The sequence below is a fragment of the Wolbachia endosymbiont of Drosophila pseudotakahashii genome (genome assembly GCF_026015925.1).
Lineage (GTDB): Bacteria > Pseudomonadota > Alphaproteobacteria > Rickettsiales > Anaplasmataceae > Wolbachia > Wolbachia pipientis.
On sequence record NZ_CP110359.1, the window covers coordinates 586,601 to 600,882 of the forward strand.

General features: G+C 33.9%; 8 protein-coding genes and 3 pseudogenes. 1 reads left to right on the forward strand and 10 read right to left on the reverse strand.

Features of this window, described 5'->3' with window-relative positions:
* Window positions 1-2 precede the first annotated feature (2 nt).
* The 5 genes and pseudogenes from ONI09_RS03100 to ONI09_RS03120 all read right to left on the reverse strand — a co-directional run bounded on the left by ONI09_RS03100 (window position 3) and on the right by ONI09_RS03120 (window position 7,675).
* Window positions 3-782, reverse strand: coding sequence for a hypothetical protein (locus tag ONI09_RS03100; RefSeq protein WP_265014380.1), 780 nt, complete (start codon window positions 780-782; stop codon window positions 3-5).
* Between the two features lie 439 nt (window positions 783-1,221).
* A complete protein-coding gene (locus ONI09_RS03105; RefSeq protein ID WP_265014381.1) occupies window positions 1,222-2,175 on the reverse strand; it encodes an ankyrin repeat domain-containing protein in 954 nt (317 codons plus the stop codon).
* A gap of 423 nt (window positions 2,176-2,598) precedes the next feature.
* Window positions 2,599-2,800 (reverse strand): annotated as a pseudogene (locus ONI09_RS03110) (IS256 family transposase); the annotation flags it as partial.
* Between the two features lie 189 nt (window positions 2,801-2,989).
* Window positions 2,990-5,578, reverse strand: coding sequence for an ankyrin repeat domain-containing protein (locus ONI09_RS03115; RefSeq protein WP_265014382.1), 2,589 nt, complete (start codon window positions 5,576-5,578; stop codon window positions 2,990-2,992).
* 240 nt (window positions 5,579-5,818) lie between these two features.
* Entirely contained in the window at window positions 5,819-7,675 is a 1,857-nt protein-coding gene (locus ONI09_RS03120; RefSeq protein WP_265014383.1) for a hypothetical protein, read from the reverse strand.
* Between the two features lie 836 nt (window positions 7,676-8,511).
* Here ONI09_RS03120 and ONI09_RS03125 point away from each other — a divergent pair.
* The gene (locus ONI09_RS03125) at window positions 8,512-10,518 is read left to right on the forward strand and encodes an ankyrin repeat domain-containing protein (RefSeq protein ID WP_265013704.1); all 2,007 of its coding nucleotides are present in this window, start codon (window positions 8,512-8,514) and stop codon (window positions 10,516-10,518) included.
* A gap of 18 nt (window positions 10,519-10,536) precedes the next feature.
* Here ONI09_RS03125 and ONI09_RS03130 read toward each other — a convergent pair whose 3' ends face one another.
* The 5 genes and pseudogenes from ONI09_RS03130 to ONI09_RS03150 form a co-directional block, all read right to left on the reverse strand.
* A complete protein-coding gene (locus ONI09_RS03130; protein WP_010401858.1) occupies window positions 10,537-10,668 on the reverse strand; it encodes a hypothetical protein in 132 nt (43 codons plus the stop codon).
* A gap of 111 nt (window positions 10,669-10,779) precedes the next feature.
* Window positions 10,780-12,280 (reverse strand): annotated as a pseudogene (locus ONI09_RS03135) (recombinase family protein).
* Window positions 12,274-12,720: a DUF2924 domain-containing protein gene (locus ONI09_RS03140; RefSeq protein WP_265013705.1), complete on the reverse strand. Its 447-nt coding sequence runs from the start codon at window positions 12,718-12,720 to the stop codon at window positions 12,274-12,276. Before ONI09_RS03140 ends, ONI09_RS03135 begins: the two are co-directional and overlap by 7 nt.
* A gap of 4 nt (window positions 12,721-12,724) precedes the next feature.
* A pseudogene (locus tag ONI09_RS03145) lies at window positions 12,725-12,892 on the reverse strand (ankyrin repeat domain-containing protein); the annotation flags it as partial.
* Window positions 12,893-12,982: 90 nt separating this feature from the next.
* Complete coding sequence (locus tag ONI09_RS03150; protein WP_265013706.1) at window positions 12,983-14,257, reverse strand: reverse transcriptase domain-containing protein; 1,275 nt, start codon at window positions 14,255-14,257, stop codon at window positions 12,983-12,985.
* Window positions 14,258-14,282: the final 25 nt, after the last annotated feature.

Below are 14,282 nucleotides of genomic sequence, written 5' to 3' on the forward strand. Positions count from 1 at the left end.
AATTAATTTATTACTGGGTCTATTCTTCTATTAAATTCAGCCATAAACTTATCAAACTTTTTCGGACTTAATCTACCGGGATCTCCTGGTTCTCTACCAGGCAATGCTTCCTCTGCGTATGATTTTAAAATCCCTGAAATTTCATTAAATTCACCACTCCTAATTTTTTCATTAATCTTCTCAAATAATTTCTCAAAATTAATATCTAAGCGGTGCATTTTTATACCACCTTTCGATTCAGCTTGCTTCTCTAATACTTCCTTGAACGACTTTATAATATCCGATGTGTAAAAAAGAGCCTTTACAGGATTAACATCAGAAAACTTAGGAAGAGGACACTTTTTATCTAGAAAAGCTTGTAACAAGAAAAACATCAAGCTAGCATTATTACTCGCACAAACTTCACGACTAAATTGGCTAGTATATTGGATATTTGGGTTTCTTACTGTATCAGAATGATTGGAGCTACTTCCTGCTGTACCAGAACGGCTAGAGCTATTTTCTGAAAATGAAGGCAACGCAGCCCTTAAAGGGGAAGAGATAAACTGAAAAACACCTTTAACAGCATCTATCCATGAAGACGGCTTACTTGCTCCGCTTGTAGCTCCTATTTTGTTATAGCCTATTTCGTCACTTTGCGATGAATTGTCTGATGCATTATCATAAGATAGATCACACTTAGCTTCTTTTGTAATACTATATTGTACATCACGCTTCTTGCGAGTAGATCCACAATCCTCAATTTTCCATTGACATGGACTATCTTTGCCCCTGGCCTCCAAGTAAATACTCTCCTTCTATCCCTATCATGGCTAAGATAATCACTAGCAGGATATAAATACTCATTAAAATAAGTGCTTTTTATATATATGTTGTTACCTTCAGGTTCAAATTTCCATTGACATGAACTATCTTTGCCCCCTGGCCTCCAAGTAAATACTCTCCTTCTATCCCTATCATGGCTAAGACCATTACCAGCAGGATATAAATACTCATTAAAATAAGTGCTTTTTATATATATGTTGTTACCTTCAGGTTCAAATTTCCATTGACATGAACTATCTTTGCCCCCTGGCCTCCAAGTAAATACTCTCCTTCTATCCCTATCATGGCTAAGCTAATCACTAGCAGGATATAAATACTCATTACTATAGTAAACACTTTTAATACATACCTCCGATGAAAATACTGCATTCTTTACTGACTCTGGTAATTCTCCTTTTATCCTTTCAAGCTCAGATTTTTTTCCGAATGAACATTATGGTAATTACTCATCTCCATAATTCTTTTTACATAACGGGCTAACCTAAACTCCGCATTTTCTACACCTTTAACTTCAATACTAGCTCCAATATTGAGAAGATTTGTAACTTCACTAACATTCCCACTTTCTACAGCAGCAAATAAAAGTCTATCATACTCACTTTGCTTTGGTCCTAAAAAGTTTACTACTTCTGACTGACGAGAGGTATTTGCTACATCTAAAGGTTTTCCACCATCCTTATTTTTAGCTCCAATGTTAGCCCACTTATTTACAAGCGTTTTAACTGTATCTGATTGACCTCCCCAAGCAGCATAGTGCAAAGGCGTCCAATCGTTTATGTCCTTGGCTTCAATATTAGCACCTTTATCAAGGATGAGTTCAACTCCCTTACCAAGGTAAGCAGCGTGATGTAAAGGTGTTCTTCGATCATCGTCTTGAACGTTAACATTAGCATTTCTACTGAGGAGAAGTTCAAGTACATCCAATTTGTTTATACGAGAAGCTGCACATAAAGGCGTTTCATTTTTTGCACCTCTAGCTTCGATGTTAGCTCCAATATTGAGAAGATTTGTAACTTCACTAACATTCCCACTTTCTACAGCAGCAAATAAAAGTCTATCATACTCACTTTGCTTTGGTCCTAAAAAGTTTACTACTTCTGTTTTACCAAGGTCATTTGCTACATCTAAAGGGTTTTTACCATCCTTATTTTTAGCTCCAATGTTGGCCCCCTTATCTATAAGAAATCTAATTATCTCTAAATGACCTCCTTCAGCAGCCCTATGCAAAGATGTGTAACCATCACTATCTCTAGCTTCAATATTAGCCCCTTTCTCAAGAAGTTCTCTAACGTCACTAAGGCGTCCTACTCCTGCAGCACTAACTAATAAATCATCATTGTTTAAAGTCATTTGTCCCTCCACATTTATAAAAACTTACCTAACTTAACTAAGCAATCACACTATAACAAGCCACTCTTACCCTGAGCTTTTTTTTTTCCTCAAGCAACACAGAAAGGACCATCTTCCCTCAAACAAGAATTCTGGAATGCCTTCACATAACATAGCCCACTCACAAACGTAAAATTACCTTAGCCATCACACACTTACATACCATAAAAAATTAGTAATCTAATGTATTTCAGGAATAGTACTCCACTTTTAAAACTTGTCAACCCCTAATTTAAAATTTTTTTGAAATAATTTTTGATGAAAATTTTTAATGAATTACTATTAATTTAATATTAAATATTACTAAGAACCTAAATAATACAACCACTTTCAGCAATAAAAACTAGCTAGCATGAGAAGATTTTTTTGGAAATCGATTGGTATTGCAAATGTGCTTAAAATCTTCGTTTCAAGCCCTGGATGTAAGTTTGTTTGCCTTTTTTTGACTATTTGGGGTTCCTTCTCTATCTCTTGGTGTTAAAAGTTCAAATAAATCTGCACTTGTACGTAAAGCCTTTGCATTTCTCCCATTTTTTCTATTATTTTCTTCACTTTCAGCCAATAAGTGGTTTTCTATTTCACCTTTTTATATCAATTTATTACTTTCTTTTTGATTTGACACACTTTTTTGAACATCTCTATTGTGGAACAAACTTTTGCTTGGCTCTCCAATTTAGACATATGAGCAAAGATTATGAGCTTTCTCCTCTTACTTCAAAAACCAATATCTTCTTTAACATGATTTCTATGCTTACTAAATTAGCTACTTAATCCCTTAGACAGGTTCTGAACATACCTTTGCTGAGCTTTCAAAGCTCTTTATAGAAGTAGGTGATTCTAATGTTCCAGGTACGTCATCATAATCAGATAGTTGCGTAGGAATTGAATTCGTTCTAATACCCTGAGATGTACCTTCTTGAAAATGAAGTAATTTATTTTCCAACTTATCTCTTGCTTCTCTAAAACTGTCCAATTTTTTTTGCAAGCTAACACTTTCTTCTTTATACTTTGAAAGTATTAAATCGATAAAATGATTACAAAACACTATTAGACCTGTAGCACTAGGAAATAACAACAAGAGAGGACGAATGGTAACACCTGGCATATCTCCACTTCCTGCATCATGAAAATTTTTATACATATTAAGACAAGAGCCAAAAGCTGCAGAGCATACAAAAGCAAGTTTTGTTCTGCACAGGAAATACTCAACTTGCGCTAATTTTTTATTGCAATGTGCTAATTCTTTACGCAAATTATCAATTCTATCACTATAGTACCTAATAAACAATTGTTTTGTTTCTTCATTATTAACATATTTCCATGCTCTATAAGATCTTCCATCTATGAGCTCAACGTTTACATGCTCTGATTTTAGAAGCGCACTAATTGCGTTACTACTTCTAGAACGCACAGCTTCATGTAGAGGTGTGTAATCGCTTTTAACATCTTTCCTTCTGTTAATATTTTCATAAATTAAATACTTGAAAAGAGCCGAAATACATTCTGGGTCATTACCTTCAATAGCCAGAGTAATTGCATCTTTTCCATCTCTATCCTTAGAATTAATAACTTTAGAAAGCGGCTTTTCATTTTCTTGCTTACCTTCAAAATACTTGCACTCATACACCTTATTCGAACGATATGGCTCCTTAAGAATACACAAAAGTTCTTTTACAAGATCAACCTGATTTTCTTTAATAACCACATGCAAAAGTGTGTTTTGATTTTCCTCATCTTGTAACAGTAAAACATCATACAAATAAGCATTTTCATGTAGATAACTAATCTCTTTATTGAAACGTGTTTTATCTATACCTTCTCTTCCTCCTTTACAGATACTGAAGAGTCGCAAACTACCTTCCAAAGCATTGTGATCAATCGCAGAGGCACGTTGCCTTCTGTATAAAATTGGCGCTCCTTCTACGCAAACACTTCCGAAGTAACGAGCAATAGGGGAATGGATACATGCACTTAAAAAATTAGTAAGAGGGTTACAAGTGTTCACACCATTCCTACCTTCAAGCAGTCTAACTACATCTAATTTATTATACGAATCAGCATAATATAAAGGATCCCGATCATAACAGTCCTTAGCATCAATTATAGCATCACATTCAAGAAGAAGTTTAGCTACACCTAAATGACCTTCCCTAGCAGCATAATGTAAAGGTGTTCTAGCTTTTTCATCCATGGCCTCAACTTTAGCACCTTGGCTTATAAGAAAGCTAACCATACCCTCTCTATTGTAGTAAGCAGCATAGTGTAGAGGAGCTATACCCAAACGGTCTTTAGCATTAATTATAGAATCATGGTCAAGAAGAAGTTTAGCTGCATCTAAATGACCTTCCCCAGCAGCATAATGTAAAGGTGTTTTATCTTCTTCATCCATGGCCTCAACTTTAGCATCTCGGCTTATAAGAAAGCTAACCACATCCTCTCTATTGTAGCAAGCAGCATAGTGTAGAGGAGCCATACCAAAACGGTCTTCAGCATCAATTATAGCACCACGGTCAAGAAGAAGTTCAGCTACATCTAAATGACCTTTCCCAGCAGCATAATGTAAAGGTGTTTTAGCTTCTTTATCCACGGCCTCAATTTTGGCATCTTGTTTTATAAGAAAGCTAACCATATTTTTTCTATTGTGGTAAGCAGCATAGTGTAGAGGAGCCATACTAAAACAGTCTTCAGCATCAATCATAGTACCACGGCCAAGAAGAAGTTCAGCTACATCTGAATGACCTTCCCTAGCAGCATAATGTAAAGGTGTTTTTCTACTATCATCTTGAACGTTAACCTTAGCATTTCTACTGAGAAGAAGTTTAAGGACATACAAATTACCCTTACAAGAAGCTACACACAAAGGCGTTTGATTGTTTATACCTTTAGCCTCAATATTAGCACCTCCATCAAGAAAATCACTAACCTTTCTAATATCTTTTCTTTCTATAGCAGAAAATAAATATTTATCTAGCTTTGCTCTCAAAAAGTTTGCTACTTCTGTGTTACCAAGCTCATTTACTATGCGTAAAGGTGTCTTAACATTATTATCCTTAGCTAAAATGCTGGCACCTTGATCAACAAGAAATCTAACCATATCGTATTGACCTGCACTAACAGCATAGTGTAGAGGTGTCCAATTTTGGTCACATCTAATGTCAATATCAGCACCAATACTAAGAAGAAGTTGAGCTACATTTACACTATTTTTACAGGCAGCCCAGGACAGCAAAGGCAACTTATCTAAAAGTTCACGATTAACATTATATTTATCAATATGTTGATCAATATATTCCTCCAACCGTTTAAAGTCGTCATTTTCTATAGCATGCGTAAAATCCGTTGTAAGGCTCGTTTGATCTTTCATAAACTATATAAAAAAAACTATTTTCCTACTCAGTACAATACTCCATTTTTAAAACTTATCAACCCCTATTTAGAAATTTTTTATGGAATAATTTTTGATGAAAGTCTTTAATATATTGCTACTAATTTAGCAATATATACTGTTAAAAACCTAAACAATATAACCATTTCCAGCACCCAAAACCAGCAAGCGTGAGAACAATTTTTCTTGGAATCGGTTGGTCTAGCAAAAATTACATTACTAATTCCAAGAAAGCGGAGCATTTGGATCATCTGGAATTTCATAAAAAGGCAGCCTATCAATTAACAGACTTTCTTCATCTTTACTAAGATCTCTTGTTACAATATTGCAAAAATCTCTATTGCTCCCAAAATTAGCTGTTACTGCAGTCCTTAAATCTTGATTTCCTGCCACAGCTTCCTGAAAGCTGCTGTTATTGGCAAGATGAGTTTCCAGCACAGGTTTTGCGTCATTACCAAATTTGTTTTTCACATTCAGAATAGCTTGTCCCAATTTATTTGTGTTGCTACTAATTAATTTTTCTGCCACTCCTTCCTGCAAAATACGACTACCTGCTAAGATCTCTCTATTTTCATTATCCTTCACAACCGCTTTCCCTATTTCATCTACCTTGGTATTCAAAAGGTGCTGAGTTACGTTATTGACTAACGTCTTCGACTCATCTATATTATCGCCTAAGCCACTTGCATTAAACAAATATTCAGCTAATTTTTCAGGGCTAGCCTTCCCTTCAGTAATTCTTTTTGCTTCACCTTTCTCTATACTGCCAGCATTAAATAACAACTCAGCTAACCTAGAAGTGCCGACATTTTTTATTATATCTTCAATAAAGCTCTTTTGATCCCACTGATAATTCTCTGCTAGTGCATTCTTAGCATCGTTAAATACTAGTTCAGAAGTCTTATACGAGCTAACTTTATCTTCGGCAATCTTTTTGGCTGCAAGTTGATCTAAGTTACTTTTATTAAAAAGCAACTCAGCGAGTTTTATTGGATCAGCTTTATTTATAAAATCCTGCGAATTAAGATTTATTTTATTAGCAACATGAGTAGCAAGATTTTGACCAGTGCTATCAGTTATATCAAGTACTGTTTTTCCCAATATATCTTTATTTTCATCAGTAAGTAGCTGTACAGCGACTTCCTCAATTGATGGGCTTTTTCCATCTCTACCTGCCGGACCTTGAGGACCATCTGCACCTTTTGATCCCTGCACCCCCTTGTCTCCTAAAAAAGCTTTTGCTATCTTACCATCATAAGCATTTTCGTTATCAGCAGTTTGATCAAGAAATCTGCCTAATTTCTCCACTAAAATTGATTTCTTTTTCCCATCTCCTATATCCTCTGTTGCATCAAGTATTTTTTTCGTGAATTCTAAAATTTTTATATTAGAGCCATCAGCTTTAGCAAAATTACCCTTTTCTGCCAAAAAATCTTTTGCTGTTTTATTATCACCATATATTTCATATTTTTCATCAAGAAGCTTCCCTAATGTATTAACTAAAATTGAAGTTGCATTGGGATCATGCTTATAAAATAATTCCCTTGCTAATCTATTGATTCTGTCACTGTCACGAGAAATAAATCCTCTATCTGTATCTTCCTTAGTATATACATTTTCAACATCAACCTTTTTATTTAATCCTTCATCTACTTCTTCCTTAGTATATACATTTTCAACATCAGCCTTTTTATTTAGGTAAGCAGGCAGAACATCTCGCCTAGAAAATGTACTATCTAGTATCAAGTTAGAGATTCTATCACCCTTATCAAAATCTTTTGCATAAAATATCGCCTCCACTATGGACTTTTCTGCTAACTTCTCTTCAAGTACTGTATGTTCATCATTGTTAGTACTTTTCATATCAAGTAGACTTTTAAAAGCTGCCGCTAAACCTCCTACTTTATAGCTTATTTCACCTTGACCATCTTGTTTATATTTTAATTCCAGACTACCATTGCTTGCATCTAAAGTATACTTATTACCTTTCTCATCGCTCAAGGTTATAATTTTAACATTTTCCAAATTTGATATTGATGTGCCGTGATTATCTTTAAACTCTACATTAGGTGTCATATCACTTCATATTAATTAAAACGAAAGGATACGCAAAAAAATATATTTTTTTATTAATACATGATGCAAAAAGAGCTTTATTCTATTTTAAATATAGAATTGCAATGAATTTTCCTTTTATTTCCAAATAAACTAATTTTCACTCTTTAACATTAATTACCACTAACTCAAATAACACAACCATTTCCAGCATTCAAAACCAAGGGTCGTGAGAAGAGTTTGTTTTGGGATGGCATGGTCTACCATGTATACCGTACGAACTTTTTTATACGGTAATTTTATTATACGCTAAAACTAACCACATTAGCCCATTTCACCCACATCTACATATGAACTATTTTGCCTAACTTTGTTGCAAAGATTTCAAAATTCTATTTTCGTAACTCCATTTTTACGCAACTTGTTCTCAAAAATATACGATCTTTTTTGAAGGAGTAAACAATTGAATTCTTTATAACACTAGCTAGCATGGTATCTTCACTAAAATATTTTTTGAAAAAGTTAATTGACTTATAAATAATTCTTTACTAATACTGGCATGTATTTGTTTATTCTGCTAAAGTTGCTCCATACAGGTTTGCTGTAAAAACTTCAGCAGTTTCCGTACTCCTTTAAAGCATCATATTCCTATATATTAAATATAGCTGGTGTTCTCAATTTTGTTGATCTATAGTAAAATTGGCTAAAACTTTCAGTAATAAACAACTTTTAACCTAGCAGTACTCACCATAAAAACTTAACAAAAATATGAGTAGTAAAAAGATTATGTTGAAATTAGCTTGACATATACTACACATTCTATATAATATATTCTATATCTAAAGCTAGCAGGTAATATGAGTATAGAGTCAACAAAATATATTGCAGAACCTATCAGTGAACAAAGTAAACACACTGATGAGCAAAAACTGAAGTCGGATCCAAGTGCTGGACAAGAGTGTTCAGAAATAGGTAGTCCAAAAACAGAAGCAACTGAATTACCAGTAGATAGTTATTATGAATTCATTAAGCAAGATTTATTTTGGGCTGATAGAAGTCTGATAGATGATAAAAAATGCTTAGAGAATTTAATAGATGAGTGGCTTATTCATGCACTTAACTTAAAGCTGGAAGAAAGTCAAAAAAAGTTAAATCAAAAATTACTCAATAGTATTATAAAAGATTTTAATATGGGAAATTATGACTCATTTTCAAATCTTAAGCAGTTTTTAGAAAGTAACGAGAAAAATAAAGACCTGAAGTACGTTCTTAATCTAAAAAGAGGGCATCTAGGAACAACAGTATTGAATGTGTTTGTCGCACACGATGAAGCCATTCATCCTCTTATCAAAGCTGGTGCTGATTTAAATATGCAGGATAATAAAGGTAAAACACTTTTGCATGATACTGCTATTTATTCCAGTACGTATGAAGGTCTAAAGTATCTCTTAGATGCAAAAACTGATCTAAATATACAAGATAAAAAAGGTAATACACCTTTACACTATTATGCTGCTAATTGTAATGATTATAGCAGAGAGGTTATGGATTTACTCATAAGCAAAGGAGCTGATTTAAACATAAAAAATAACAATGGAAAAACCCCACTGCAAATTGCAATTGATAGCAACAATATTATAGAGTGTTTTTTAACTGACAACCAAAAAAAGTTAAGAGACCAACTACGTAAAATGGTTAAAGCTACAGATTCTGATGAAGATTGGGATAATCCTTATGGTCCAGGTGTTGAAGATCTGAAAAAATTTTTAGATAAACATAAAAATAACCAAGATTTAAAGATAGTTTTAAATGTTAAAGGTGATAGTTCAATTTGGCCGTTTTATCAATTTCCTGATGTAAAAGCTTTACTCTTAAAAGCAGGAGCAACTGACTTTGTAGGTAATAAGCAAGATAATTGTGAAAAATGTGATAGTCTCTTATCAGAGATGTATCAAACAAATCAACTTGCTAAGCTAAATAAGTTTTTGAGTAAGGTAGTAAAAGCTAAAAGCATGATTGAACTACAGGAAGTTGTAAATGAGATTATAGCTTCTGGAATGAGATTAAATTTTGCTAAAGACAAAGATTATTACTTTGCAGATCACGTACTAGAAAAAATTGCTCAGCTAGAAAGAAGCTATGGAATTGCCAGTGATATAGTATGTGCATTAATATCGAGAGGAGCAAAGTTAAAAAACTCAGATAGTTTAAAAGTCATTGATACAATAGAACGAGAGTTTAAAGATCATAAAGCTAATGTAATCAAGGCTCATGTAGAGTACATTAATTATGCTGAAGAATTTTTTAGAGTTGCAAAGGATGCTACCAGTGGTCAACTGTGTGATGGAAAAATCGATAACAGTGTATCTTACTTAGAATACTCAGAGGATAGTATAATAGATGTTGCAAAAATCACAAATAGAACAAGGGATTTAGGACTAATCCATGGAAATGTAAAGTGTGAAAGAAATATAGTAAAGATCGGCAATAGTGAAGTAGAAATTAAAACTGAAGATGGCAAAAGGAATTACATAGACCTTGCAGAAGGCAGCAGTATAGTATTAACTTTTTATACTAGTTTAGGAGAATTAGAAGTTAGATTATATCCTGATGAGAACAATAAAAAATTGATAAGAGTAGAAGTGATCGATGAAGATCTATTTGAAGAAATAGCAAGTCATGAAGAAATAGGGCAAAACTGCTTATTGGGAGGTTTATCGGTTATTGAAGCTATAGATCAAGGTGTTTTTGCTAGATCTGGTGGATTAATGCGTCCTGAAGTAATAAGCGAGTCTAACAACAAATGGACAGGACGTGAAGAATTAAGAAGGACTTCTGATCCTAGGAGAGAAGTTTCTAGGTAGATTAATTTGTCATAAAGGTTAAAGATTATTATTTAAATATAAACTACTATAATTTATAGATTTTGGATCATTTTCTACCACTGTTGCGTCCAGTATGCTAAAATCTTCATTATTTATATTGATATTTTCACATAATTGATTCTGTAACATTGACTTACTTTTCTATATCAATTTCAGCATCTTTTTGTGTGGCCCTTTGTAGTAGCTCCTTTTGTAATAACCTTTTTTAATTTTCTGGCACATACTTTTTTCGACGTTTTTTCATATTGTTACTTTTATAAACGTTAATCCATAAAATTTTTCTATTTGCTCACTCCATAACATCAGTATTTCTTTTAAATCCACTAACCTCAAACTCCTTGGCTGCCTCCCATTTACTATATCTTCTTTAATTTTTGGTGCTAAATAATTTAATCTTAAAATTTGTTGTATTCGTCTTGTACCTATATTAATTTTAATGCTCAGCTCCTTCACACTCCCATATTTTCCTTCCTCTAGTTGACGTTTCCAGGAATGGGCTCTCACCACTGCTTTCAGTAGCGCATTATTTGTTTTTCCTTCTGGCTCTACTACTGTACATTTATTTCCTTTCTTTTTTATTGGTATAAATTTTTCCTCTGATTCAGAATGCACCTCTATTCCATCCTCTCTCACTATCACTCCCTTTATTAAATTTTTCACTATTTCTTTCTGCTTTCCAAAACTTAAATTTTTCCATTCTTCTGCTTTTTCTCCCCATTTTTCATATAGCTGTTCAGCTTTCTTCATCACTTCTTTTTCCACTTCTCCAGCAACTATTGTTCGATTTACTGATTCACAATTCTTTCCCCTTAAATGATTGTTGCACACATAATATCGATACCTTTTATTCTCTTTTTTTGAGTATGTCAGAGTCATGTTTACATCACAGCCCTTGCACTTAATTATTCCCTTTAGCAACGCTTCCTCGTATTTCGCCTTTCTACATGGTTGATTCTTTATCAATTCCTGCGCTTTTTGCCATTTTTCCTCTTTTATTATTGCTTCATGCTTTCCCTCATACTCTTTCTCATAATGCCGTATTTTTCCCATATATATTGGATTTGTTATTATTCTTCTCACCGGGGCCTTTTTAAAGATATCTGATTTTGTTCTGTAACCTTGGCTATTTAACTCCCTTGCCAATTCTGCCATTGACTTCAGCTCTATATACCTCTCAAATATATGTTTTACCAACTTTGCTTCTTTCTCATTTATTATTAATTCTTTATCCTTTACATCATATCCAAGCGGTAAAGCTCCACCCATCCATAACCCCTGTTCCTTTGATGTTGCTATTTTATTTTTTACTCTCTCTACTATCATTTCTCTTTCTAGCTGTGCTGCTCCTGATAATACCGTTTGTACAAACTTTCCCATTGGGCGTATTATTGTCAAATATCTGCGTTACTGCTACAAAATTTACTCTATGCCTTCTAAAAAATGACGTTACTTCAATGCTGTCTTTTGTTTCTCTTGATAGCCTATCTAATGTATATACTACTACACAGTCAACTTCTCCTGTCTTTACATCTTCAAACAACTCCTTTATCGCTGGTCTTTCTAAATTTTTCCCTGAATATCCTCCATCATCGTACCTTTTGGCCAATGCTACCCAGCCTTCTTTGCTCTTTATATATTTTTCACATGCTACTCGCTGCGCATCTAAACTGTTAAACTTTTGTTCTAGACCGTCTTCATTTGATTTTCTTGTATATGTTGCGCATCTCACCTCTTTTAGCATTCTCTCTCCTCAATTTCCACTTTTATCACGCATCCGAATAATAAAGGTCCGTTGTAGCTCATTCCCATTATTTTTCCTGCCACTGCTGACAATGATGTATAAAACTCTTCTTTGTAGATTAAACCCTTATCTGTTACCATCACTGCATGAGTCTCTTCCCCTCTCTCTAGTATTAATTCTGTCCCTTCTACTGGTAATTTATCGCTACTTATTCTTTTTCCCTTCTCTAGCCGATCTGCCAGATACTCTAGTCTTTTTGTCCCCTTTCTTGACATTTCTCCATATACTTTTTCCTGCATTCTATAAGCTAATCTTGGTATCAGATATTTCTTTGAATGTTTAGGTGCCTCTTCCACAAATACCTTCTTCCACATTCTCCTTAGCTCTTCTAACGTTTTTTTCTCTAAATTTATTACTTTCTTTTCTGTTTCTTCCTCCATGTTTTCAGCCTCTCATAAATAACTTTTCAATTCTTTCCGTTTCTTTCTTTAATATCTCGGCTATTTCCTCACTATTTTTTGCATAATCCGCTGCTATCATTTCAAATTTATCCGCTTGTTCTATTTCTCCTCCAGCTTTTACTAGCTCTTCCACTATTTCTTTTTCAGGTATCTAAGTGGAGAAAGTCACCTCTCCCCACTCGACTGCAGAACCGTACGTGACAGGTTACCGTCATACGGCTCCTCTGCAATTTGGTGCTTGTCATGCACACTTCCTGTGTAAAATATCGTGACAATGTCCATGTAATAATAATAAATTTTTGATCATATTATTTTTCCTATTTTGGTCTTTATGGTGTATTTCTAGAATATCATCACTCTTGAACCAAAGTTGACATTGATCACATTTGCCTTGTTGTAACTTCAACAGCTTTATTACTCTCGGTGATTTATCTAGTATTCTATTAAGACGATTCCCCCAGTAAACCCAATCACCATCGTATGGAGATTTGGTTCCTTTCACTTTGATATGTCGCTTAATAACATGATCTCCGTGTCTTATAAGATTCACTTCGTTACTTGTCATAAATCGCCAATTATCATTACCATACTTCTTGAAGTACTTTCTTTTGATCCAGCATTTTCCTTTGTTTGGGTGTTTATATAACGCCCACTTCCAAAGTTTTCTGAACATTACACTGTCGATAAGATTAAATGTTTCACTTGAAACTACACAAGAGTAATATTGACTCCATCCTCTAATAATTGGATTAAGTACTTTAATTACTATTTCTTGTGTTGCTCCCCTCAATTTTCTAATCTTATGTTTGATAATGAAATTATGCTGTTTTATAGATTCACGACTTGGTTTGATTAATAACTTGTAACCTTTCTTATTATTTCTTGTTAGGTAGTGTCTTATTGAAAATCCAAGAAAATCAAATCCTGGTTTATCCCCTTCTAAAGTATGGGAAATCCTTGTTTTTGAAGGTTTTAGTTCTAATCCAATGATTTTTAACCATTCTTCGATTAGTACCTTTGCCTTAATAAGGATCTCCTCACTCTCATGTATAACAACAAAATCATCAGCATAAAAAATTATACTAAGAGCTTGTTGTGCCCGTTGCTGCGATGCTGTACCATACTTTCTTCTTCTATATAGAAAAAGTTCACTTTTTAATGCTTCTTTAATATATTGTTCCATACCGTGTAATGCTATACAAGCCAATAATGGAGAGATAGTTCCTCCTTGAATTGTACCACTCTTAGTTGGCTGGAAAATTCTATTTTCTATTACTCCTGCTCTCAACCATCCTTTTATTGTTTTTCTTAATGTTGGTGTGGTATTGAGTTTTTCAAGCAATGCATAGTGTTTAATATTATCGAAACACCCTGAAATATCAGCATCTAAACAATATGCTGTTTTCTGACTTAGTGCATTGAATATGGCCTTCATAGCATCGTGACAAGATCTACCAGGTCTAAAACCATAAGTGTTCGGCTCAAATTTTGCTTCCCATTCAGGTTCCAACGCCATTTTTACAAGTGTTTGTTTTGCTCAA